17 protein-coding genes, 1 tRNA gene and 2 rRNA genes (1 of these 20 cut by a window edge) are annotated in these 23380 nt (G+C 67.5%); 11 read left to right on the top strand and 9 right to left on the bottom strand.

Annotated elements, in window-relative coordinates; genetic code table 11:
- Positions 1-74 precede the first annotated feature (74 nt).
- The 4 genes from mtnA (at position 75) to K6142_RS12055 (ending at position 5651) form a co-directional block, all read left to right on the top strand.
- Entirely contained in the window at positions 75-1127 is a 1053-nt protein-coding gene (gene mtnA, locus K6142_RS12070; RefSeq protein ID WP_190245197.1) for an S-methyl-5-thioribose-1-phosphate isomerase, read from the top strand.
- Positions 1128-1352: 225 nt separating this feature from the next.
- Positions 1353-2222 (top strand): Crp/Fnr family transcriptional regulator, encoded by an 870-nt coding sequence (locus K6142_RS12065; RefSeq protein ID WP_190245196.1) that lies wholly within the window; start codon positions 1353-1355, stop codon positions 2220-2222.
- Between the two features lie 319 nt (positions 2223-2541).
- Entirely contained in the window at positions 2542-4431 is a 1890-nt protein-coding gene (cooS, locus tag K6142_RS12060) for an anaerobic carbon-monoxide dehydrogenase catalytic subunit (RefSeq protein WP_190245195.1), read from the top strand.
- Between the two features lie 368 nt (positions 4432-4799).
- Positions 4800-5651, top strand: coding sequence for an ArsA-related P-loop ATPase (locus K6142_RS12055; protein ID WP_190245194.1), 852 nt, complete (start codon positions 4800-4802; stop codon positions 5649-5651).
- Between the two features lie 102 nt (positions 5652-5753).
- On the opposite strand, the gene K6142_RS12050 is transcribed toward K6142_RS12055, so the two are convergent.
- The 5 genes from K6142_RS12050 to K6142_RS12030 all read right to left on the bottom strand — a co-directional run bounded on the left by K6142_RS12050 (position 5754) and on the right by K6142_RS12030 (position 9873).
- Entirely contained in the window at positions 5754-6242 is a 489-nt protein-coding gene (locus tag K6142_RS12050; protein WP_223290382.1) for a DUF309 domain-containing protein, read from the bottom strand.
- A gap of 75 nt (positions 6243-6317) precedes the next feature.
- Positions 6318-7139 carry a TatD family hydrolase gene (locus tag K6142_RS12045; RefSeq protein WP_190245193.1) on the bottom strand — a complete coding sequence of 274 codons (822 nt, stop codon included), beginning with the start codon at positions 7137-7139 and terminating at the stop codon, positions 6318-6320.
- A 320-nt stretch (positions 7140-7459) separates the two neighbouring features.
- Positions 7460-8641: a glycosyltransferase family 1 protein gene (locus K6142_RS12040; protein ID WP_190245192.1), complete on the bottom strand. Its 1182-nt coding sequence runs from the start codon at positions 8639-8641 to the stop codon at positions 7460-7462.
- Positions 8642-8945: 304 nt separating this feature from the next.
- Positions 8946-9443 (bottom strand): YchJ family protein, encoded by a 498-nt coding sequence (locus K6142_RS12035; RefSeq protein WP_012613337.1) that lies wholly within the window; start codon positions 9441-9443, stop codon positions 8946-8948.
- Between the two features lie 61 nt (positions 9444-9504).
- Entirely contained in the window at positions 9505-9873 is a 369-nt protein-coding gene (locus tag K6142_RS12030; RefSeq protein WP_012613336.1) for a NifB/NifX family molybdenum-iron cluster-binding protein, read from the bottom strand.
- Between the two features lie 448 nt (positions 9874-10321).
- Here K6142_RS12030 and K6142_RS12025 point away from each other — a divergent pair, with 448 nt between their 5' ends.
- From K6142_RS12025 to K6142_RS12005, 5 genes are all read left to right on the top strand, one after another.
- Complete coding sequence (locus K6142_RS12025; protein WP_012613335.1) at positions 10322-10720, top strand: PilZ domain-containing protein; 399 nt, start codon at positions 10322-10324, stop codon at positions 10718-10720.
- Between the two features lie 655 nt (positions 10721-11375).
- Complete coding sequence (locus tag K6142_RS12020; protein ID WP_012613334.1) at positions 11376-11795, top strand: hypothetical protein; 420 nt, start codon at positions 11376-11378, stop codon at positions 11793-11795.
- Positions 11796-12240: 445 nt separating this feature from the next.
- Complete coding sequence (gene serS, locus K6142_RS12015; protein WP_190245191.1) at positions 12241-13518, top strand: serine--tRNA ligase; 1278 nt, start codon at positions 12241-12243, stop codon at positions 13516-13518.
- A 97-nt stretch (positions 13519-13615) separates the two neighbouring features.
- A tRNA-Lys gene (locus tag K6142_RS12010) sits at positions 13616-13691 on the top strand.
- A 112-nt stretch (positions 13692-13803) separates the two neighbouring features.
- Positions 13804-14166 (top strand): diacylglycerol kinase, encoded by a 363-nt coding sequence (locus K6142_RS12005; RefSeq protein ID WP_190245190.1) that lies wholly within the window; start codon positions 13804-13806, stop codon positions 14164-14166.
- Between the two features lie 284 nt (positions 14167-14450).
- Here K6142_RS12005 and K6142_RS12000 read toward each other — a convergent pair whose 3' ends face one another.
- Both K6142_RS12000 and K6142_RS11995 read right to left on the bottom strand, forming a co-directional pair.
- Positions 14451-17270 (bottom strand): ABC transporter permease, encoded by a 2820-nt coding sequence (locus K6142_RS12000; RefSeq protein WP_190245189.1) that lies wholly within the window; start codon positions 17268-17270, stop codon positions 14451-14453.
- Positions 17267-18025: an ABC transporter ATP-binding protein gene (locus K6142_RS11995; RefSeq protein ID WP_190245188.1), complete on the bottom strand. Its 759-nt coding sequence runs from the start codon at positions 18023-18025 to the stop codon at positions 17267-17269. The genes K6142_RS12000 and K6142_RS11995 overlap by 4 nt, the downstream gene beginning before the upstream one ends.
- Before the next feature lie 109 nt (positions 18026-18134).
- On the opposite strand from K6142_RS11995, the gene K6142_RS11990 reads away from it, so the two are divergent.
- Both K6142_RS11990 and K6142_RS11985 read left to right on the top strand, forming a co-directional pair.
- A complete protein-coding gene (locus tag K6142_RS11990) occupies positions 18135-18848 on the top strand; it encodes an arylesterase (protein ID WP_411722707.1) in 714 nt (237 codons plus the stop codon).
- 4 nt (positions 18849-18852) lie between these two features.
- On the top strand, positions 18853-19551 hold the full coding sequence (locus K6142_RS11985; protein ID WP_223290381.1) for a thermonuclease family protein: 699 nt from the start codon (positions 18853-18855) through the stop codon (positions 19549-19551).
- Between the two features lie 869 nt (positions 19552-20420).
- Here K6142_RS11985 and rrf read toward each other — a convergent pair.
- Positions 20421-20535, bottom strand: a 5S ribosomal RNA gene (gene rrf / locus K6142_RS11980).
- Between the two features lie 103 nt (positions 20536-20638).
- A 23S ribosomal RNA gene (locus K6142_RS11975) occupies positions 20639-23380 on the bottom strand; it runs 186 nt beyond the window's last position.

Here is a 23380-nt window from a genome sequence, read left to right as displayed (position 1 = left end):
CCCTTCCCCGGCATGCCCGACCGCGCACCCGTTTCGCGCACCCCTCACCCGCGCCCACTCCACGGAGGCCCCCCATGGAACACCATATCCGCTACGACGCCGCCCAGCGCGCCCTGATCCTGCTCGACCAGCGCCTGCTGCCCACCCGGCAGGAAGATTTCGTCTGCCGCACCACGGAAGACATCGTCACGGCCTTGCAGGTCATGGTGGTGCGCGGCGCGCCCGCCATCGGCGTCACCGCAGCGTGGGGCTGCGTGCTGGCCGCGTACGAGGCCGCCGAGGCGGGCGACCACTGGCACCCGGTGCTGGACGGCCTGCTGGAGCGCATCGCCAAGGCGCGGCCCACGGCGGTGAACCTGCGCTGGGCCGTGGACCGCATGCGCAAGGTGTGGAAGACCGCCGGGCACGCACCCTTCGCCACGCTGATCTCGCTGTGGGAATCGGAGGCGCGGCGCATCCACCGCGACGACATCGAGATCAACCGCGCCATGGGCCGCCACGGCGCGGCGCTGATCGACGAAGGCGACACGGTGATGACCCACTGCAACGCGGGCGCGCTGGCCACCGCCGGATACGGCACCGCGCTGGGGGTCATCCGGGGCGCGGTGGACGCGGGCAAGAAGATTTCGGTCATCGCCAACGAAACGCGCCCCTTCCTGCAGGGCGCGCGGCTGACCGCCTATGAACTGCACGAGGACCACATCCCCGTCACCGTGGCCTGCGACAACGCCTGCGGCCACCTGATGCGCAAGGGCATGGTGCAGAAGGTGGTGGTGGGGGCCGACCGCATTGCCGCCAACGGCGACGCCGCCAACAAGATCGGCACCTATTCCGTGGCCCTGCTGGCCCGCGAACACGGCGTGCCTTTCTACGTGGCCGCGCCGCTGTCCACCATCGACAGGAACACCCCCGACGGCGACCACATTCCCATCGAAGACCGCACCCCGCGCGAGGTGACCCACGTGGGCGACACCCAGATCACCCCCGACGGAGTGCCGGTGTACAACTTTGCCTTCGACGTGACCCCCGCCACGCTCATCGCGGGCATCGTCACCGAGGTGGGCGTGCTGCGCCCCCCGTACACCGAGAGCATCGCGGAGGCGTTTCGGAAGGCCGGGCTGGAGTAGCGCGGGCCCGACACCCTGGCGGCTGCCCTGCCGCTCTTATCGCATCCCCGTGTCCTCGCCGCGTGACGAAGGCACGGGGATGCGTGCTTGCGCCGCGCACGGACGTCCCGCGCAGGTGATGCGTTGCTCCGGGCTGACGGCTGTGCCATGCTGGAACGTGCGTTCCTCGCCTGCCCCACGCACCAATGCATCCCACCGCCCCGCACCGGAACGCAGGAGCCCCCCATGATGATGAAGCTCTCCGACGTCGATCTGCTGGAAGCGCTGGAGCGCCCCGAAAGCGCGCCCCTGCGCGAGATGTTTTCCGTGCGCCGGGTGGCGCGCGGGCAGGGCATCTTCTGGCCCGACGAGCAGGAGGATCTGGTGCTGGTGGTGAAGTCGGGCCGGTTCCGGGTGTACCTTTCGTACGGGGGCAAGGAATTCACCCTGGCCTTTCTGGAGCGGGGCGACATCTACAGCAGCCACACCGGGGCGCACGTGCAGGCCCTGGCCGACGGCGAGATGCTGCTGGCCGACACCCGCGCCTTTCGCCGCCGCATGACCGACCTGCCGGAGGTTTCGGCCATCATGGTGCGGGTGCTGGGGCAGATGCTGCGCTCCACCTTCTTCCTCATCGAGGGGCTGGTGTTCCGCGACAGCAACACCCGCCTGGCCTCCCTGCTGCTGGAGCAGGCCGAACGGGCCCCCGCCCCCGATCCTGACGATTCCGCCGACCTCGACAACCTCGCCGAGATGGACGCGGAGGACGGTGATCCCACCGGCGCGGGCATGGCATCGACACCCGACGGCGTGCCCCCGCACGTCCCGGCCAACGCCCCGATTCACACCCCGGTTCACACCCCGGCCGCAATGCGCCCCGCCCATGCCCATGCCCGGCGCCACGCCGTGCCGACCCGGTCGGTGCAGCCCGGCAGCGGCCAGATCATCCGCATGGACCTGACCACGGAACAACTGGCCGGCATGGTGGGGGCCACCCGCCAGACCGTGTCCACCCTGCTCAACGACATGATCCGCTCCGGCATCCTTGAACGGGTGGGACGCGGCGCCTACCGCGTGCGCGACATGGACCGCCTGCGTGAACTGGCCAGCGCGTAGTCCCATCCGGCGTCGCGCGCGGCCATCGTGTCTTCACCATCCCTTGCGGGCTCACGCCCGCCCCGGGCATTTGCCTTATCCCCCGCGATCCGCCCGCATTTTCCGACCCATCTCTTTTTTTCGCATGTTCGCGCCCTCTGTCGGCTAGCCGACATACTCGCCCGGCCTGCCGCGTTACGTTCGCGTCATACAGTGCCGCCCGCGCGCAGGAGAGGACGCGCGGGGGCGGCGGATGCGTCCGCACGCGTCGCGGGAAACGGCAGCGGACGTGGTGCAACCGCAGCGGCCCCGTGCGGGGCCACAGCCCAGGGAGGGCAACATGAATTCCGGAACCCCCGACACCGAGCGCACCCTGTGGGAAGACGCGCGGCAGATGCTGCGCAAGGCCGAGGCCGAAAACATTCCCACCGCGTGGGACCGCATGCGCGAGCAGACGCCCCACTGTAAATTCTGCGAACTGGGCACCACCTGCCGCAACTGCGTCATGGGCCCCTGCCGCATCGCCAACCGCAAGGACGGCAAGATGCGCTACGGCGTGTGCGGCGCGGACGCCGACGTCATCGTGGCCCGCAACTTCGGCCGGTTCATCGCGGGCGGGGCCGCCGGGCACTCCGACCATGGCCGCGACCTGATCGAAACGCTGGAAGCCGTGGTGGAGGGCCATGCCCCCGGCTACACCATCCGCGACGAGGCCAAGCTGCGCCGCATTGCCGGCGAACTGGGCGTGGCCGACGCGGACACCCGCCCCACCCTGGACGTGGCCCGCGACCTTGTTGACGTCTGCTACGCCGACTTCGGCAGCCGCCGCACCGAACTGGCCTTCCTGAAGCGCGCCCCCAAGGCCCGGCGCGAACTGTGGGCCAGGCTGGGCATGACCCCGCGCGGCATCGACCGCGAAATTGCCGAAATGATGCACCGCACCCACATGGGCTGCGACAACGACCCCGCCAGCCTGCTGACCCACGCCGCGCGCACCGCGCTGGCCGACGGCTGGGGCGGGTCCATGATCGGCACGGAACTTTCGGACATCCTGTTCGGCACGCCCGCTCCCCGCCAGTCCACCGTGAATCTGGGCGTGCTGCGCGAGGACGCCGTGAACATCCTGGTGCACGGCCACAACCCCGTGGTGTCGGAAATGATTCTGGCCGCCGCGCGCGAACCCGCCATGCAGCAGGCCGCCCGCGATGCCGGGGCCGCCGCCCTGAACGTGGCCGGGCTGTGCTGCACCGGCAACGAACTGCTGATGCGCCAGGGCATTCCCATGGCGGGCAACCACCTGATGACGGAACTGGCCATCGTCACCGGCGCGGCGGACGCCATCGTGGCCGACTATCAGTGCATCATGCCCAGCCTGGTGCGCATTGCCGCGTGCTACCACACCCGTTTCGTGACCACCTCGCCCAAGGGGCGGTTCACCGGGGCCACGCACATAGAGGTGCACCCCCACAACGCGCAGGAAAAGTGCCGCGAGATCGTGCAACTGGCCATAGAAGCGTTCACCAGGCGCGACCCCGCGCGGGTGAGCATTCCCGTGCAGCCGGTGCCCATCACCACCGGCTTTTCCAACGAGGCCATTCTGGCCGCGTTGGGCGGCACCCCGGCCCCGCTGCTGGACGCCGTGAAGGCCGGACAGATTCGCGGGTTCGTGGGCATCGTAGGCTGCAACAACCCCAAGATCATGCAGGATTCCGGCAACGTGGGCCTCGCGAAGGAACTCATCCGCCGCGACATCATGGTGCTGGCCACCGGCTGCGTGACCACGGCGGCGGGCAAGGCCGGGCTGCTGATGCCCGAGGCCGCCGACATGGCCGGGCCGGGGCTTTCCGCCGTGTGCAAGGCGCTGGGCGTGCCGCCGGTGCTGCACATGGGCAGCTGCGTGGACAATTCGCGCATCCTGCAACTGTGCGGCCTGCTGGCCGACGAACTGGGCGTGGACATCAGCGACCTGCCCGTGGGGGCGTCGTCGCCGGAATGGTATTCGGAAAAGGCGGCGGCCATCGGCCTGTACGCCGTGGCCAGCGGCATTCCCACCCACCTCGGCCTGCCGCCCAACATCCTGGGCAGCGACGTGGTGACCGGCATGGCCGTGGACGGCCTGAACGGGCTGGTGGGCGCGGCGTTCATGGTGGAAGCGGACCCGGTGAAGGCGGCGGACCTGCTGGAGGCGCATATCGTCGCGCGCCGCCAGAAGCTGGGCCTTTCCGCGTAGCACGACATACAGACATGCAGGCGCGCGTCCGGACCATCGGGCATCATGTCGGCGCGCGCCTTGCGCATCACCCGGCGGCGCGGTCACCGGCCCGTGGCCGCGCCTTCCCGCACCGGGACGGGCCGGGGCAGGCATACTGCTCCGGCCCAGCTCCGGGGTTTCGGTCCTGACCAGGCCACGCGGGGCAACAGCGGCGCACGCTGCCGGGTCATCTCCGTACCATCCCCCTTTCGAAAATTTTGGGGGGATGGGGTGGGGGTCCGGGGGCGGGGAAGGAGACCCTTTCCCGAAAGGGTCCCTTCCCCGCCCCCGGTTCTCTTCGCTCCCGATTCTCTCCGCTCCAACGCGGCGTTACGCAGGAGGCACGCATGAAACTGGCATTCGCGGGCAAGGGCGGCGCGGGCAAGACCACGCTGGCGGCCTGGACGGCGGACTATCTGGCCCGGCACGGGCACGACGTGTGGATGATCGATGCGGACACGGCCCTGTCATTAGGGAGGGCCTCCGGCCTGGCCCGCGACGGCCTGCCCGTCCCGCTGGTGGAGCGGCACGACCTGATCATGCAGCGCATCGGCACGGGCATGATAAGCCTGACGCCCGAGGTGGGCGACCTGCCCGAGGCGCTGGCGGTGGATGTCCCGCTTGGAGGGAATGCGGCCCCCGGTGTTGCGCCGGGGCGCAAGCGGCTGCTGGTCATGGGCTCGGTGGCCGGGGCCGGTGGCGGCTGCGCCTGCGAGGCCAATTCCCTGCTGAAGGCCCTGCTGGCCCATCTGGTATACGACCGGCGCGAATGGGTGCTGGTGGATCTGGAAGCCGGGGTGGAACACCTTGGCCGGGGCACCGTGGCGGCAGTGGACGGCCTGGCTGTGGTCAGCGAACCGGGGCTGCGCAGCCTGGAAACGGCGGCGGACATTGCCCGGCTGGCGCACGGCCTTGGCCTGCAACGTCAGGTGCTGGCCCTGAACCGTCTTGCCGGGCCGTGCGTGGCCTGTCCCGAAGACGAGCACCTGACCCGATTGCCCCTGCTTCCACAGTTGCCCGACAGCCCGGCACTGGCCGGGCTGCCCGAAACGCGGGTGGGCGTGCCCGCCCTGCCCGGCCTTGCGGAGCGCATGCTGGACAACGCCTGCGTCACCGGCCTGCCGGAACACGCGCTGGTGGACAGGTTCATCACGCGGTTGCTGGACGGGTTCGGACACCCGGCGGGGGCCACGCACTGAGCGGGCCGGCAAGAAGCGGCAGAAAACGCGACGCCACAGCATTTCCCGCCGGAAAAGATCAACGCCGGGCACTTTCGTGTCCGGCGTTTTCGCTGTCATCGCTCAAATCATTCGCGATACGCGCGGCAGCAATTCCTTCCACCGCTCCGCGTCCAGCCGCTGGCCGGGGGGCAGCGCGGCCAACACCGCGCGCAGGCGCAGGGCCTCGTCCCGCAGGGTCGCCAGATCCACCCCGAACCATGCCGGCAGAAACGGGGCCAGATGACCGGCACCGCGTTCCAGCAGGCGCAGCGCCCCGGTGCGGTTGCCGTTTTCCTCGTGCAGCAGGCCCACGGCAATCTGCAGGATGCCCTTGTACACGTCACGCCGGGGCCGGGTTTCATCCAGCCACAGATGTTCCAGCACCTCGTGGCAGGTGAACCACGCCCCGGCCTCGAACAGGGCCAGCGCCCGGTCGAAGCGACGGATTTCGTCGGGGATCCGGTCGTCTGGAGTACGGCTGTCCGGCATTTCACCAACCGAGGCACGCCCGCCCCCGCCACCTTGCGGCGGCACGGCAGCGTCACCGTTTCGCGTCTTGTCGTCAGGCATGCAACCTCCCCGGCAGCGGTGCGCCGTCACGACGATCCGGGCATTCCCGTTCCCGGCGTGCCGCCGCTGGCGGCACTAGATCCCGAAGAACCGCCGGGCGTTCTCCCCGGCCACCGTCCACAGCTCGGCCACATCCATGCCCCGCGCCTGGGCCACAGCCTGCGCGGTGAACACCATGTACGCGGGTTCGTTGCGCTTGCCGCGATACGGCACCGGCGACAGGTACGGGCAGTCGGTTTCCAGCAGCAGCCGGTCCAGCGGCAGGGTGCGCGCGGCCTCGCGCAGGGGTTCGTTGGCCGGGTAGCTGACCGGGCCGGGCAGCGAGACGTGCCAGCCGTGCGCCACGATGCGCGCGGCCTGCGCCGCGTCCCCGCCAAAGCAGTGCCACAGCAGCGGGTAGCCGGAAAATCCCTCGTCCTCCAACACCCGCAGGGTGTCGTCGAAGGCGTCGCGCGAATGGATCACCACCGGGCGGCCCACCTCGCGGGCCAGGGCCAGCTGGGCACGAAAGGCCGCGCGCTGGATGTCGGGCGGGCAGTCGTCCCAGTAGAAATCCAGGCCGATCTCGCCCACGGCGCGCAGGCGGACGTCCTGCGCAAAGGCGTCGCGCATGGCGGCAATGGCCGCCTCGTCACAGGCCTGCGCCTCGCAGGGGTGGATGCCGAGCAGAAAGAACACCTCGGGCCGCTGTGCGAACAGGTGGCGGTTGGCCGCCCACTTCTGCGGCCCCAGGAACACGTTGCCGAACAGTGCCACCCCGGCGGCGCGGGCGCGGTCCAGCACGGCCTCTCTGTCGGCGTCGAACTCGCTGCCGTCGAGATGGGCGTGCGATTCCACGCCGGTGCAGGGCAGCCCCAGGCTTTCCGGCGCGGGGCGCTCCGGTTTCTTCTTGGACATGATGCGGATTCCTTATGTGATGACGCGCGCAGGCGTGAAAGGCACGGGACCGGCGCCCCGGCCCGGGCGCACGGGCGGGCGGCAGGCAGCGCCGAGCGCGTCAGCACCCCTGTGCCTGACGCGTAAGCGGACCATATGCCTGACGCGTAAGCGGCCCGTGTGCCTGACGCGGGCGTCATGAAATGTTCATCGAAGGCACGGGGAACATGCGTCTTCGTGGACCGCCTGTCCAGTGGGAGGGCACCGCACCGGTCAGGGGCGGGACCACCGGAGGGGGACGAAGGCCGGGGACGTCGCCCGCACACGGACCGGCTTTCGGCTCAGGTTCTGGCCGGGGGAAACAGCTCGCCCTTGGCAACCCGCTCCCACAGGGCCAGCACAGTTGCGCGCTGGCGTTGCAGCGAACAGGCCCGCGCCGTGGCAAGGCCCGCCCGGCGCAGCGCGGCCAGTTCCGGCCCGCCCGTGGCCGCAAGTCGCACGGCCCGTTCCAGGGCCAGCCCCGCGGCCACCACGTCGGCATCGGCGGCAAAGTAGCCGTTGGGCGGCAACGCCATGCCCCCGCTTGCGGGGTCCGCCTTGGGGCCGCCCCCCGTCCACCACGGGGTCACGCCGCCGGGCAGGGCCTGACGCATGTAGTCCCACCCGCCGAACCCGGCAAAGCCCACCAGCAGGCAGCCGCTGGCCAGCGCCTCCAGCGGGGGCAGCGGGCACCCTTCGGGAAACCCCGTGGCCAGGAACACGTGCGACGTGCGCAGCAGGTCGGCCACCTCGGCATGGGAGCGGCCATGAATCTCGCGCCATTCCACTTCGACCGGGCGCTCCCCGCGCGAGGCGGACAGGGCCAGCCGGGCGGACAGCAGGTCGCGCACCTGCTGGGCCAGCGCGCGATTCTTGCGCGGCATCCAAGCGATCCGCACCGGGCCGTGCGCGGGGCCGTCGGGAATGGCGGCTCCGGCATCCCCGTCAGCCGGGGCGTCGTCGCCGTCCGGCTTGTCCGGTCCACTCGGCCCGACCGGCATACTCGGCCCGTCCGGCCCGTCCAGCCAGGCCGGGCGGAACAGTTCAAGGTCGATGCCGGGGCGCAGTACCGGGGCCTCGCGTCCGGTCACCTCGCGGGTGTACCAGGCCACCGGATCGGACACGGCCAGGAACGAGACATCCAGTTGCGGCCAGAACACGCCCGGAGGCAACGAAGACAGCAGGTACGCCCAGTTCTGCACGTACACCACGCACCGCGCGCCCGCGCGCAGGCCGGGGGCCAGCGCGTTGACCCAGCCTTCCGGCACCAGCCAGACGTCCTGAGGGGCCACGGCGGCGGCGGCCTCGTCCCACCCCATGACCGGCGCGGGCGGATTGTCCGGATCAAGCCCGGGCGCGCCGCCTTCGCGGGGGACGAGAAACACCGGGTACCCCGCGGCATACAGGTGCGCGGCCATGCGGTACAGCACGGCAAGGCCCCCGGTCATGCGGGGCAGCGGCGGAACGAACAGAAAAGTGCGCATGGCGATGCTCCGTGATTGCGCGCAGCAAAGCAGATACCGGGGTGAAGGGCAAGGGGGGGCGGAACGGTACGGGGCTGGTCGGGGCTGGCCAGAACGGGCCAGAACTCGCCGGAACGGGCCGGGACTGAGCCCCCTGCGCTGGCCGGGCGCCTGGCAAGGCGGAAATGGCAAGGCGGACCGCCAATGCGGTCACCTGCACGCACGCCTGCATGCCCGCATACCCCGCCAACCCGCCCCCGAAACGCAAACGCCGGGGACGGAAGGCTCTCCTCCATCCCCGGCGCAAAATCAGGCGGCGCTCAGGCTACTTGCCGCAGCACTTCTTGAACTTCTTGCCGCTGCCGCAGGTGCAGGGCTCGTTGCGGCCCACCTTGGGGGCCTCGCGGCGGAACGGCTCCTGCCCGTGCACCAGGCCGTCGGCGTAGTACCACACGCCGTCCTCGCACCGGAAAAAGCTGTCCTCGCGCAGTTCCTGCGGCACGCCGCCCAGCACGTAGTGGGCCACGAACGAAACCTCGCCGGATTCGTCGCCGGGCTGGCCGCCCTTGACGGAAAGCACTTCCAGGCCCTTCCAGTCCACGGCCTCGGACCAGGCGCGCATCTCGTCGACGCTGACGTCCTCGCGCATGGCCGGGTGGGTGGAGGTGTCCAGATAGTCGAAGGCGTGCAGGCAGTGGGCGGAATAGCGCGAGCGCATCAGCGCCTCCGCCGTGGGCGCGGGCTTTTCGCCGCGCACGTAGGGGCCGCAGCAGGCGTCCAGCGCAAGGCCGGAGCCGCAGGGGCAAAGCGTGGTCTCGGACATGTGGGTCGATCCTTCGGCCCGCCGCCCGACGCTTCGCCCTGCGAAGCCCGTCGGCGGTCCGCTAATGGTTACCGCAGCCGTGATGGCCGTGGGATGTACACAATTCCTGCCGGTCGGCCAGGCGACCGTCCAGCCAGCTCCGGGCGGCGTCATGCACCGGGCCGGACGCGCCCCGCACCACCTGTATGCCGTGGCGGCGCAACGTCATCACGGCGCCTTCGCCCATGTTGCCGCCCACCAGAACGCTGACGCCAAGATCCACCAGCACGGGCACGATGTTCGACTTGCACCCGCAGCCGGGGGGCGGCGTCAGGCGCTCTTCTTTCACAATGTTGCGGGTCTCGTCCACCGTCAGCAGGGTATAATACTCGCAGTGGCCGAAATGTTCGTCAATGATGCCGTCTCTCGAGGGCAGGGCAATTTTGAGCATGGGCTGAATTCCTCCGTGGCAGGTATACGTTCCGCACCAGATAATCCTTTGCCCCGGAAAGTCAATGACCACTTACATCACCGGATTCAGGCAGGCACGGCAGCAAAGTGACCGCCGTGCAAACCGGGCAGGCAAGGCGATTCCTTGCCCGCGTGCCCTTGCGCACACCCGGTCCTGCGCCGGATGCCCCGGTCGGCGCAGGGCACGTTCCGGCATGTTTCTTCACGGCCTTGCGTCGCACGGGGTCGCCGCCGCCCGCGTCATTCTGCTCGGCCTGATGCGGCCCGGGGTGGCGCGGCACCACCGCGTGTGGTACTCTTGCGGCATGGCTCGGGCCGGAGGCCCGCAGGAGCATCGCCGGGCAGCGCTCCGCGCCCTTGCAGGAAGGGCCGCGGCAGGAACCGCGCCCCCGGCCTCATTTCCACCCCCGCCAGGAGACTTCGGGACCATGACAGACTCCACCAACGACCGACGCAAGCATTGCCGGCTTCCCAAGCCCTTTCCCGTCGAGGCCAGCGAGATCAGGTTTCCCCCGTCCAGCCAGGGCCGCTTCGAAACCCAGTGCTGCGACATCAGCGCCGGGGGGCTCAGCGTGCACAGCCCCCGCACCTTCGAGCCGGGCACCAAGTTGCAGGTGCGCGTGCACATCCCCACGCTGAACAAGTATTCGCCGGGGTTCTTCAAGGTATACGAGAACGACGCCGACCAGTACCTGCAAGCCATAGCCGAGGTGATCCGCGCGGAATTTTCCGCCGGGGGCTACCTGCTGGGGCTGAAGTATGTGGATGTGGACGAGGACGCCGCGCGCGCCGTGGCGAACATGGTCAACAAGGCCGTGCAGGGCTGACGCCCGCATTGCAGGGCTGGCAGTGGCCATGCGGGCCGGGGAGGGGCGGTCAGGTGCCGGAACGGTTGCCGGGGCCGCCCGCCGCTTCCCCCCGCGCCACAACGCAGAACGGCTTGCGGACCGCCCGCAAGCCGTTCTGGAGGAAAAGCTGTCTGCAAAAGAAAGGAAGGTACTTGGGGTATAGCAACCCGCGTGCCAACACCGCCCCATCCGGGCGGTTTCTTGTTTTATCTCGTCAATTCAGACAGTTGCCGCACCATTGGCGCCATGAACCGCCCCCGGCGACAAGGATCGCTGTAAAAAAAATTGAACCCCGCCTGTGCGACAACATATAAACTGTTTGCTCAGACATTTTTTCTGACCACCCCGTTCCGGACTGCCACATACAGACACCCTGCCCCGGACTTGCTTGTAATTCCTTATTTCACAAGGCATTGGGCGTTCGCTCACCCAAGCCGGGCGGGCCCGCCAAGGGCGAATTCAAAAAATTCTACCCTCGCCGTGGCCTGTTGAGCCCTCACTCTCGCCATTGACATGAACCATCTCAACTCCCATAGTGTAGATAATGGTTGACAGCGCAACCATGTAGGCTGTTCAATCAATCAGCGCCCGGAACCATCCGGGACGGATACACTCTCTGATGGAGGTTTCACCCATGCCCGCCCGTCATTCCAGCATCCCCGTGACGCGGCAGGACATCCAGCCTCGCAAGGACAGCGAGGCGGCCCTGTTCCGCAACCGGCTGAAGAAGATCGGCCGCATCCAGGACACCCGCACCCGCGCCCACCGCATCCTGCTGGCGCTGGGCTACGTCATCGCGCTGACCCCGCGCGGCGTGCCCGCGTTTACCCGTGCAATGGTCCGCAAGGGTGCCCACGTGGTGGTGTGGCTTACCGACGAATCGCGCGAGGGCCTGCCCGCTTCGCTGCGCGCCCCCGCCTGGGCGGGTTTCTACGCGCGCGACGACAGCGACGAGATGGTCTACGACGAGGATTACCCCACCCTCATCGACTACCTGCGCGAAATGCATCCCGAACAGATGCGCGTCGCCCCCGAGGTCATGTCCGACAACTGATCGGCGTCCGCCCCCGCGCGCACGCCGGTCACGCGCCCGGCATCGGGCATCCGGCCCGGCGCACGGGGACAGCCTGACGGCAGGGTCTCGCCGCCCGCCGTCGGGTTGGCCCGACAGGAGCCGCACGAAGCCGCTCTTTCCGGTGACCATCCGACACGCAGCCCTTCCCGACGCACACCGGCAACAGCCCGCGCACACCGGGCCATGCACCATTGCCCCGCATGGCCGCCTGCCCCACTCGCCACCTGGTCCGCACGCCGACAGCCGTTCCGCCTTCCGCTCGCCGCATCGTACTGCCAGCCCCTTCCCCCGCGCCCCGGTTCGCCTTGAGGCGCACTGCCCCTCTCGTTGCCCATTCGGCCCCGGCCACGCGACGCGCGTGTTGACGCCCCTCGCGCGATGCGGGTATCCTCCGGCGTCTTTTTTCCACAAGGAGAACCCCCGCATGCTCGATCTCAAGCTGCTGCAACGCAGCCCCGAAGTGGTGGCCAAGGCCCTGGCCGACCGGGGCTCGTCGCTCGACATGGCCGAATTCACCGCCCTGGACGAACGCCGCCGCGCCCTTCTGGCCGAGGTGGAAGCCCTGAAGGGCGAACGCAATAAGGCCTCGGGCGAAGTGGCCCGCATGAAGCGCGCGGGCGAAGACGCCGCGCCGCTGCTGGAACGCCTGTCCGGGCTGTCCGACCGCATCAAGGACCTGGACCGCGAAACCGAAGAGGTGAAGTCCGCCGTCAACGACTGGCTGCTGGCCGTGCCCAACATCCCCGATGCCTCGGTGCCCTTTGGCCGCAGTGAAGCCGACAACCCCGAGGTGCTGCGCTGGGGCGAGCCCCGCGCCTTCTCCTTTGCCCCCAAGGAACACTGGGAGATCGGCACCGCCCTTGGCGGGCTGGACTTCGAGCGGGCGGGCAAGCTGGCGGGCAGCCGCTTTGCCGTGTACCGCACCTGGGCGGCCCGGATGGAACGCGCCCTGGCCAACTTCTTTCTGGACACGCACGTCACCGAGCACGGCTACGTGGAAATCATTCCGCCGTTCATGGCCAACCGCAAGACCCTGACCGGCACCGGCAACTTGCCCAAGTTCGAGGAAGACCTGTTCAAGCTCGAAGGATGGGATTACTTTCTGATTCCCACGGCGGAAGTGCCGCTGACCAACCTGCACGCGGACGACGTGCTGGAAGAGGCGCAACTGCCCTTGGGCTACGCGGCCATGACCCCGTGCTTCCGCTCCGAGGCGGGCAGCTACGGCAAGGACACGCGCGGCCTGATCCGCCAGCACCAGTTCACCAAGGTGGAGATGGTGCGCTTCGCCCATCCGGAACGGTCGTTCGACGAACTGGAAAGGATGCGCGGCCATGCGGAAGTGCTGTTGCAGCGCCTGGGCCTGCCCTACCGGGTGATCACCCTGTGCACGGGCGACATGGGCTTCTCGTCGACCAAGACCTACGACATCGAGGTCTGGCTGCCCGGCCAGAACGCCTACCGCGAGATTTCGTCCTGCTCCAACTGCGGCGACTTCCAGGCGCGCCGCGCGGGCATCCGCTTCCGCCCGGCGGGCGGCGGCAAGCCCGAATTCGCGCACACCCTGAACGGCTCTGGCCTGGCCGTTGGCCGCGCCCTGGTGGCGGTCATCGAAAACTACCAGCAGGAAGACGGGTCGGTGGTCATCCCCGACGTGCTGCGCCCCTACATGGGCGGCATGGAGCGGGTGACGGCGGAATAGCCGGGGCGACCGGACGGCCCCGCGCGGGCCGCGCGCAACAGGCGTTGCGATACCCTTGACGGCGAATGCAACCCAGCGTATAAGACCTCTCCCTTTCGGGTCGTTAACTCAGTCGGTAGAGTATCTGCCTTTTAAGCAGAGAGTCGCAGGTTCGAGCCCCGCACGACCCACCAGGCAAGACCGGCAGGTTGCGCACCCATGCGCAGCCTGCCGTTTTCGTTGGCTGGCTTTTCGCCGGGCGGAATGTTCCGCACCCCGGCCATCACGTCCACAAGGATGGTTGCCATGAAGGTTCTGCGCGACATCGCCTACCGCAGGGTCATTTGCGCGGCGCGGTATTCCCTGGCCGGGTTCAGGGCCGCCGTTGCCAAGGAAGAATCCTTCCGCATGGAACTTCTGGGGCTGGCCGTCCTGCTGCTGGTGCTGCTCTTCATTCCGTGGGCGCTGTGGAAAAAAATCCTGATGGTCGCCTGCTACCTGCTGGTGCTGCTGACGGAGCTGCTGAACTCGGCCATCGAGGACGTGTGCGACCTGGTCAGCCCCGGCCACTCCGAATACGTGCGCACCGCCAAGGACAAGGGGTCCATGGCGGTGCTGCTGGCGCTGGTCTTCAACCTGCTGGTATTCGTGGTGCTGCTGCTGGTGTAGCGTGCTCCGGTCCGCGCGATCCGGGCCAACCGGGCCAGCCGGGCCAATCGGGCCAATCGGGCCAGCCAGGTGCAATCGGACCAGCCGGGCCAATCACGCCAGCCGCGCCAGTCGAGTTGGCCACACCGCGCCTGTCCATGCGGCTGCCCGAAACAGCAGGGCATCCCCGTCCGGGTGACGGCCTGGCCGGTGACGGCGCAACGATCCCACGCATCTGTCGGCGCGGCGGTTCCGTCAGTTTCCACCTCGTCCCGCTCCCATCCCTGCAATTCCGCCTGCCGTCCCTACTCGTTCCGCAAATACGGCGCGGGTTTCTCCTTCAGGGCGCGCGCCGTGCCCGCCAGACCGAACACCAGGGCAAAGGCCACGCACGCGGCCACCGTGCCCGCCACCACGCCGGGGTACACGGCAAAGGGCAGTTTCAGCAGGCCGCGCACGGCGGCCCATGCGGCCAGGGTGCCCGTGCCCGCGCTGAACAGCCCGGTGACCAGCCCCGTGGTCAAAAATTCCGTGACCAGCGCCAGCAATATGTCGCGCCGGGTGGCCCCGCACACCTTGTAGATCACCGCGTCGTAGATGCGCCGCTGCCGGTCGGCCAGAATGGCCCCGGCGACCACCAGCAGGCCCGTGGCCAGCATCACCCCGGCCATGGCCCGGAACATCACGCCCATGCGCTCCATGAGCACGCGCACCTCGGCCAGTATCTCGCGCATGCTGATGGCCGTGACGTTGGCGTGCGCCGCCGTCACCGTGCGGTACAGCCCGTCCATGCCCGCGCCCGTGCCGTAGGCCGTCACCACCCACGTGGCCGGGGCGCGGTCCAGCAGGCCGGGCGCGAACAGCACGGCGAACTGCAGTTGGAAGGTCATCCAGTCCACCTTGCGCACGTTGGCGATGGTGGCCGTCACCTCGCGGCCCAGAATGTTGAAGGTCAGGCTGTCGCCCACGGTCACGCCGAAGCCGCGCGCCAGATCGTCCGACAGGGATATGACGGGCGGCCCGCTGTAGTCGGGCGGCCACCACGCGCCCGCCGTCAGTTCCGTGTCCGGCGGCGGCGTGGCCGCGTGGCTCAGGCCCCGGTCGCCGCGCACGGCCCACTGGGCATCGGGGGCCACAGCCACGTCCTGCACCGGCACGCCCTTGATGCGCACGATGCGCCCGCGCACCATGGGGGCGTTGTCAATGCGCGTGACGCCGGGGGTGTTGCCCAGCGCCTCGAATTCCGCCACCTGGTCGGGCAACACGTTGATGAAGAAGAACGCCGGGGCATCGCGCGACAGGTCGCGGGCCAGTGATGCGCTTAGGTTGCGCTCGACCTGGGCGATGCCCACCAGCGCGGTCAGGCCCAGACCCAGCGCAAAGACCATGTTCACCGTGGGCGCGCCGGGCCGGTGGATGGACGCCAGCCCCAGCCGCACGCTGGGATTGCCCGCATGCGGCGCGCGGCGCGCCCCGGCCCGCAGCCCCCAGGCCACCACGCGGAACACCGCGAAGCACCCCGCGCACCCGGCCATGAACCCCCATGCCAGCCGCGCGTCGGGCGTGAACAGCCACACCAGCCCGGCCAGCACGGCAAATCCCAGCCCCACCAGCACCCGGCCCGCCGGGCTCAGTCCGTTGCCGCCACCCGCCACGTAGCCCCGGAACAGGGTGGCTGGGCGCACCGCCCCGGCAAGCAGCAGGGGCCGCAACGAAAAGGCCAGCAGGATGGCCAGCCCCAGCAGGGCCGCGCGCAGCAGCGGCGCGGCGTGGACGGACGCATCCAGTTGCACGGGAATGAGCTGGCCGGTCAGCCCGGCGGCCAGCGGAGGCACGGCGGCACCAAGGGCGCACCCGGCCACGATGCCCGCGCCGCCGATGAGCAGGATCTGGAACAGGTAGGTCCACAGCACCGTGGCCACGCCGCCGCCCACGCATTTAAGCGTGGCGATGGAAGCCATGCGGCTGGCAAGATACCCGCGCACCGCCTCGGCTATGCCCAGCCCGCCCACCAGCAGCGCGGCAATGCCGATGAGCATGAGGTCGGTGTCCACCCGGTCCAGCAGATTGCGGATGCGCGGCACCGCGCGACTGTACGATTCCACGCGCCACCCGGCATCGGGAAAGGCCGTGCGTGCCGCCTCGACGAAGGCCGCCACCGTGGCCTCGTCGGCGGAACGAAGGGATGCGGGCGAGGGGGGTGCTGCGACAGGAGGGCCCCCGGCTGATAATGCCCCGGACGGTCCGCCAGGCGACGTGGCCGAAGATGCACCGCCCCCCGTGGCGGAAGGCGCGGCGTTCGGCGCGGCATCAGGCGCGACATCCGGCGTGACATACGGCACGGCCTCGCCGGGGGCGGGCAGGCGTATCCGCGCGCCGCTTTGCAGCAGGGTGCCGGGCACCAGCAGTCCGGTGCGTTCCAGCCCCTGTAACGACATGAGCACGCGCGGCCCGTAGGTGATGCCCTGCACCACCCGGTCCGGCTCGCCCAGCAGGGCGGCGGCAATGCGAAAACGCTGCGTGCCCACGCTGATCACGTCGCCCACCCGCACACCGAAGCGCTCCAGCAGCAGCGGGTCCACCACCACGCCGGGCAGGAGGGGACCGTCGCCGGGCTTGCCGCCAGCCGACTGCCCGCCCTCCGACTGCCCGCCATCCGACTGCCCGCCATCCGACTGGCCACCACCCGCCGGACCGTCGCGCAACGCATCGGCCAGCGGCTGGGGCGGGTCCAGGGTCACCGCACCGTACAGAGGATAGGCCGCGTCCACGCCCTTCAGCGCCACCATGGCGGTGTCCTCTCCACGGGGGGCGCCGGGCGTGGCCGAGCGGGCCATGCCGCGCAACGAAACCACCTGGCTCACCGCGCCGCGCGCCGACAGCCAGGCCAGTTCCTCGTCCGAGGGCCGCTGGGTGGCGAATTCCACCGAGGCATCACCGCCCAGCAGGGCGCGCGCATCACGCGCAAGGCCCGCCCGGACGGCCTCCGAGACGGACCCCACGGCGGCGATGGCGAATACCCCCAGAAACATGCAGCCCAGAAACACCGCCAGCCGCCGCTGACCAGAGCGCAATTCGCGCAGGGCCAGCCGGAAGGCCAGGGCAAGATCGCGCGCGCTGATCATGCGCGCTCTCCGTCGCCAAGGGCACCCGAGGGGGCTGCAATTGCCAAATCATCCGCCTGCCCGCCGGAGGCCGCGTCCTCGTGCAGCCTGCCGTCCTCCATGCGCACCTGCCGCCCGCACCGGGCGGCCAGCCCACGGTCATGGGTGATCAGCACCAGCGTGGTGGCGTGCTCTTCGCGCAGGCGGAACAGATGTTCGATGACCCGGCGACCCGTCTCCGTGTCCAGGTTGCCGGTGGGTTCGTCGGCCAGAATTACGCGCGGGGCGGACGCAAAGGCGCGCGCCAGCGCCACCCGCTGCTGCTCTCCGCCGGAAAGCTCCGCCGGGTAGTGCCCGGCGCGGCCCTCCAGCCCCACGGCGGTCAATGCGGCCATGGCCCTGTCGCGGGCGTCTGGCGCATGCGAAAATTCCAGCGGCAGGGCTGCGTTTTCCAGCGCTGTCATGGTGGGCACCAGATGGAACGACTGGAACACGATGCCCAGATGCGCCCGCCGGAACCGGGCCAGCGCATCCTCGTCCATGCCGCCAAGGTCGTGCCCGGCCACGCGCACCGTGCCGCTGCTCGGGCGTTCCAGCCCGGCCACGATCATCAGGGTGGTGGTCTTGCCCGAGCCGGACGGCCCCACGATGGCCACGGTTTCCCCGGCCCGCACGGAAAGGTCCACCCCGCGCAGGATGTTGACCTGACCGGAGCCGCCCACTAGGTTGAGATGTATACCGGAGAGAGCAATGATCGGATCTGTCACGCGAATCACCTTTGGCGGATGGGGTAGATGCCGGGCGCTGGCCCCGGCGGCAGGGCCCGGGCAGGCAAGGGACCGGGGCCTGTGTGTGTGTCCGTCGATATGCCGCCGCAAACCTGCCGTGCGCAAGACGCCCGTGTGCAAGACGCCGCTGGCGGCAACGCTGGGCGTGCTGGCGACGGCACTATGCATGCTCGCTGCCCTCACGGGCCTTGGCCTGGCGCTGCTGCCGCCGTCCACGGCCCTTGCCGCCAGCGGCGGCAATTCATCCATACCGCATATCCTCGTGCTGGGCGACAGTCTGGTGGCGGGATACGGCCTGGGGCCGGACGAGGCCTTTCCGGAGCGGCTGGGGGCCGCGCTGCGCGCCAAGGGACGCCCGGCGCGCATCACCAATGCCGGGGTTTCGGGCGACACCTCCGCCGGAGGCCTTGCGCGCGTCGAATGGTCGCTGGCAGACAAGCCTGACCTGCTGATTCTGGAACTGGGCGCCAACGACGGCCTGCGCGGCTTGCCGGTGGACGACCTGCGCCGCAACCTGGCCGCCATCATCGAAATCTGCCGCAAGAACGGTGTCCGCGTGCTGCTGGCGGGCATGCGCGCCCCGCTGAACATGGGGGCCGAGTATGCCCGCCGCTTCGACGCCGTGTACCCGGAACTGGCGAAGCAGTATGGCCTGACGCTGTATCCCTTCTTTCTGGACGGCGTGGCGCTGGACCGTGCGCTGAACCTGCCGGACGGCATGCACCCCAATCCACAGGGTGTGCAGGTCATCGTGGAGCGCATGCTGCCCGTGGTCGAGCGCGAACTGGACGTCTTGCAGGCCCGCAACTGATCCCATGCGCCTGTCCGCACCGTTTCCATTCCGCCTGCCGCGCCAGCCGGGCCTGCCGAATCTGTCGCGCCGCATCCCGTGGCGCATGCTGGCCCGCCCCGGCTCGCTGCTGGGGCTGCTGCTGGCGTTGGCCCTGTGGACCCTGGCGGGGCTTGAGCCATGGCAGGGGCTGGTGGTCGGCGTGCCTGACGGCGACACCATCGTGGTGCGCGATGAGCGCGGGCATGACGTGCGAGTGCGCCTGTACGGCATCGACGCGCCGGAACTGCGCCAGCGCGGGGGCGAGCAGGCCCGCGACAAGCTGCTGCGCATGGTCATGGACCGCAAGGTGTACCTTGTGACCATCGACCGTGACGGCTACGGGCGTGACGTGGCCCACGTGCGCACCAGCCCGTTCCCCTGGATGGCGACCGTGGCTTCTTCCGGCGTGGCCCCGCGAGCCGCAAGCACGACCGCCTCGCGGCAGGATGCACGAGCCACGGCGGGTACCGCCGGTGATGGGCTTCCGCCCGAACTTACCGATGATGTGAACGGTGACCTGCTGCGGGCCGGGCAGGCATGGTTCTACGGCGAATACTGCCGCCTGCCCTATCCCTGCCTTGCCTGGTATTTCGACGCAGGCAAGGCACGGGAGACCAACATCGGGCTTTGGAAGGCCCGCAACCCGACTCCGCCGTGGGAATGGCGGCGGAAGAACCGGTAGGCACCCCGGCGCTGTCCGCCCTCTCCGCCTTCAGTCGCACGTGCACGGCGTGGAATACCCCTGAGGAGAGCTCACGCTCTCGCGCCATCTCGCGCCCTCTCGCCCCACCCGTTACCATGCCATTTCCTGCCGCAGGCCATCCTACAGCCGCGCGAGCGATGCGTTAAGGGCTTGCGGACCAACAGCGCGGCACCGTACCTCACAGGCGTGTTTCTCGCCGGGTTTCTCCGAAAGGTTAGCACCACGAGGTACACAGGGTGCATGACGTCTGGGGCGGAGTGTGGGCGAGTGCGGCAGGCAGAAAAACAAGCAGACAATGCGAGAGGGGATCAGATCTGAAGCGCAGCAGCATCGGCGTCCTGGCCCGGGCGTTCCATCCCATGCCACGTCGGGCACGTCGAAACGCCATCGGAATCCACGTTGTCGCTCCCACGAGCCATCCCGCCTCGCTCGCGCTATGCATCCCCCCCTTCAAGCTCACGCCCCATGGCCCTGCGCTATGCGCCATGCTCCCTGCGCCGTGCGTCCTGCGCTTCAAGCCCTGCCGCCCCATACGCCCTGCGCTTCAAGCCCTCCTGCCCCATGCGCTATGCGCTCCAAGCCTTCCCGTTTCACGCGCTATCGCCCAGTTCCCTGCGCATTGCGCCATGTTCCTTGTGCTCTGCGCCCTGCGCTGTGGCCCTGCGCTTCAAGCCTTCCCGCTCCATGGCCCAGCGCCCTTGCGCATCGTGCTTCAAGCCGCCCATGCCCGCGCCCGTGCCCGTGCCTGTCCGGTGCCTTTGAAACGCACGAAGGCCCCGGTGATTTCTCACCGGGGCCTTTCGCGTGATGGGTAGGGATGTGATTTCTCGCATCCCTGTGAAAATAAGTGCTGGCATCGGCCTACTTTCCCACGCAAGAGTACGCAGTATCATCGGCGATGGAGGGCTTAACTTCCGAGTTCGGAATGGGATCGGGTGTACCCCCTCCTCCATGGACACCAGCACAAATTTCTGGTCACCGTCCGGCAAGGCTGGCTATTTTGCGCCGCCACATCGGCCGGGACCGAAAGTTGTAATCAAACAGGGTGGAAAGGAAGTGTAGAGAAGAAAACAAGGCGCACGGGCTATTAGTACTGGTCAGCTGAATGCGTCACCGCATGTATACCTCCAGCCTATCAACCGGGTTGTCTACCCGGGCCCTTCAGCTCCGAAGAGAGGGAGACCTTATCTTGAGGCAGGCTTCCCGCTTAGATGCTTTCAGCGGTTATCCCTTCCGCACATAGCTACCCTGCTGTGCCACTGGCGTGACAACAGGACCACCAGGGGTGCGTCCATCCCGGTCCTCTCGTACTAGGGACAGGCCCTCTCAAGTCTCCTACGCCCACAGAAGATAGGGACCAAACTGTCTCACGACGTTTTAAACCCAGCTCGCGTACCACTTTAAACGGCGAACAGCCGTACCCTTGGGACCTGCTTCAGCCCCAGGATGTGATGAGCCGACATCGAGGTGCCAAACCGCGCCGTCGATATGAACTCTTGGGCGCGATCAGCCTGTTATCCCCGGCGTACCTTTTATCCAATGAGCGATGGCCCTTCCATGCGGAACCACCGGATCACTAACGCCGACTTTCGTCCCTGCTCGACATGTCTGTCTTGCAGTCAAGCTCCCTTATGCGTTTGCACTCGACGCCTGGTTTCCGATCAGGCTGAGGGAACCTTTGCGTGCCTCCGTTATTGTTTGGGAGGCGACCGCCCCAGTCAAACTACCCACCAGACACTGTCTCCACCCCGGGTAACGGGTATGGATTAGAGCCTTAGACTTGCAAGGGTGGTATTTCAACGGTGGCTCCCCCCATACTGGCGTACAGGGTTCACAGCCTCCCACCTATCCTACACATGCAAGCCCAAAACCCAATGTCAAGCTATAGTAAAGGTGCACAGGGTCTTTCCGTCTTTCTGCGGGTACACGGCATTTTCACCGCGACTTCAATTTCACCGAGTCTCTGGCCGAGACAGTAGGGAGATCGTTACGCCATTCGTGCAGGTCGGAACTTACCCGACAAGGAATTTCGCTACCTTAGGACCGTTATAGTTACGGCCGCCGTTTACCGGGGCTTCGATTCAAAGCTTCGCTTGCGCTGACCTCTCCTCTTAACCTTCCGGCACCGGGCAGGCGTCAGTCCCTATACGTCGTCTTGCGACTTAGCAGAGACCTATGTTTTTAGTAAACAGTCGCCACCCTCATTTCTCTGCGGCTCTCGTGGGCTTAGAGAGTAAATCCTTCACCCATAAGAGCACCCCTTCTTCCGAAGTTACGGGGTTATTTTGCCGAGTTCCTTGGCCAGAGTTCTCTCGAGCGCCTTGGGTTATTCACCCCACCCACCTGTGTTGGTTTCCGGTACGGTTCGCACGCGCTAAACTTAGGAGCTTTTCTAGGCAGTAGAGGCTCAACAGCTTCAGACCTTGCGGTCACGGACTCGCGTCTCGGCCTTAAAGAGGGCGGATTTGCCTACCCTCAAGCCTACCTGCTTGCACCGGCTAAGCCAACAGCCGGCCTGCCTACCTTCCTGCGTCCCTCCATCGCACACGCGCGCAAGTACGGGAATATTAACCCGTTTTCCATCGGCTACGGCTCTCGCCCTCGCCTTAGGGACCGACTAACCCTGGGAAGATTACCTTTACCCAGGAAACCTTGGGTTTACGGCGAACAGGTTTTTCACCTGTTTTATCGTTACTCATGTCAGCATAATCACTTCCCTGCAGTCCAGCATGCCTTCCAGCACACCTTCTGCCCGCAGGGAACGCTCCCCTACCGATCGCCTGAGCGATCCCGAAGCTTCGGTACCATGCTTAGCCCCGTTACATTTTCGGCGCAGAGTCATTAGACCAGTGAGCTATTACGCTTTCTTTAAACGATGGCTGCTTCTAAGCCAACGTCCTGGCTGTCTGAACAACTCCACCACCTTGACCACTGAGCATGGATTTGGAGACCTTAGCTGTCGATCTGGGCTGTTTCCCTTTTGACGACGGACCTTCGCACCCGCCGTCTGACTCCCGGGGTACATCTTAGCGGCATTCGGAGTTTGAAAGGGTTTGGTAATCTGGTGAGACCCCTAGCCCTGTCAGTGCTCTACCTCCGCAAGACAATTTCCCGAGGCTATACCTCAATATATTTCGGGGAGAACCAGCTATCACCGAGTTTGATTGGCCTTTCACCCCTATCCACAAGTCATCCAAAACGTTTTCAGCCGTTACTGGTTCGGTCCTCCACACGGTTTTACCCGTGCTTCAACCTGCTCATGGATAGATCACCCGGTTTCGGGTCTACTCCGCCCAACTTAGCGCCCTTATCAGACTTGCTTTCGCTACGGCTCCGCTTGCGCTTAACCTTGCTGGACAGAGTAACTCGCTGACTCATTATGCAAAAGGCACGCGGTCACACCTTAAAGATGCTCCCACAGCTTGTAGGCAACAGGTTTCAGGTTCTATTTCACTCCCCTGACAGGGGTTCTTTTCACCTTTCCCTCACGGTACTGGTGCACTATCGGTCGCCAGCGAATACTTAGCCTTGGAAGATGGTCCTCCCAGATTCCCACGGGGTTTCACGTGCCCCGCGGTACTCAGGTGCCCCTAGAGTGACGTTCGGGTTCGGATACAGGGCTATCACCTGCTATGGCGGAGCTTTCCAGCTCTCTTCTCCTGCCTAGTAGTCAATCCCACGTTGGGGTCCTACAACCCCGGCTGGTCGAAACCAACCGGTTTGGGCTAGTCCCATTTCGCTCGCCGCTACTTTGGGAGTCTCGCTTGATTTCCTTTCCTCCGGGTACTGAGATGTTTCACTTCCCCGG

Source organism: Nitratidesulfovibrio sp. SRB-5 (genome assembly GCF_019931275.1).
Taxonomy (GTDB): Bacteria; Desulfobacterota; Desulfovibrionia; order Desulfovibrionales; family Desulfovibrionaceae; genus Cupidesulfovibrio.
The sequence above is the reverse complement of the archived record's forward strand: the minus strand, read 5'-3'. Positions and strand labels throughout refer to the sequence as shown.

Coding starts and splice junctions, on each gene's coding strand:
- mtnA (WP_190245197.1), top strand. CDS start 75: ATGGAACACCATATCCGCTACGACGCCGCCCAGCGCGCCCTGATCCTG.
- K6142_RS12065 (WP_190245196.1), top strand. CDS start 1,353: ATGATGATGAAGCTCTCCGACGTCGATCTGCTGGAAGCGCTGGAGCGC.
- cooS (WP_190245195.1), top strand. CDS start 2,542: ATGAATTCCGGAACCCCCGACACCGAGCGCACCCTGTGGGAAGACGCG.
- K6142_RS12055 (WP_190245194.1), top strand. CDS start 4,800: ATGAAACTGGCATTCGCGGGCAAGGGCGGCGCGGGCAAGACCACGCTG.
- K6142_RS12050 (WP_223290382.1), bottom strand. CDS start 6,242: ATGCCTGACGACAAGACGCGAAACGGTGACGCTGCCGTGCCGCCGCAA.
- K6142_RS12045 (WP_190245193.1), bottom strand. CDS start 7,139: ATGTCCAAGAAGAAACCGGAGCGCCCCGCGCCGGAAAGCCTGGGGCTG.
- K6142_RS12040 (WP_190245192.1), bottom strand. CDS start 8,641: ATGCGCACTTTTCTGTTCGTTCCGCCGCTGCCCCGCATGACCGGGGGC.
- K6142_RS12035 (WP_012613337.1), bottom strand. CDS start 9,443: ATGTCCGAGACCACGCTTTGCCCCTGCGGCTCCGGCCTTGCGCTGGAC.
- K6142_RS12030 (WP_012613336.1), bottom strand. CDS start 9,873: ATGCTCAAAATTGCCCTGCCCTCGAGAGACGGCATCATTGACGAACAT.
- K6142_RS12025 (WP_012613335.1), top strand. CDS start 10,322: ATGACAGACTCCACCAACGACCGACGCAAGCATTGCCGGCTTCCCAAG.
- K6142_RS12020 (WP_012613334.1), top strand. CDS start 11,376: ATGCCCGCCCGTCATTCCAGCATCCCCGTGACGCGGCAGGACATCCAG.
- serS (WP_190245191.1), top strand. CDS start 12,241: ATGCTCGATCTCAAGCTGCTGCAACGCAGCCCCGAAGTGGTGGCCAAG.
- K6142_RS12005 (WP_190245190.1), top strand. CDS start 13,804: ATGAAGGTTCTGCGCGACATCGCCTACCGCAGGGTCATTTGCGCGGCG.
- K6142_RS12000 (WP_190245189.1), bottom strand. CDS start 17,270: ATGATCAGCGCGCGCGATCTTGCCCTGGCCTTCCGGCTGGCCCTGCGC.
- K6142_RS11985 (WP_223290381.1), top strand. CDS start 18,853: ATGCGCCTGTCCGCACCGTTTCCATTCCGCCTGCCGCGCCAGCCGGGC.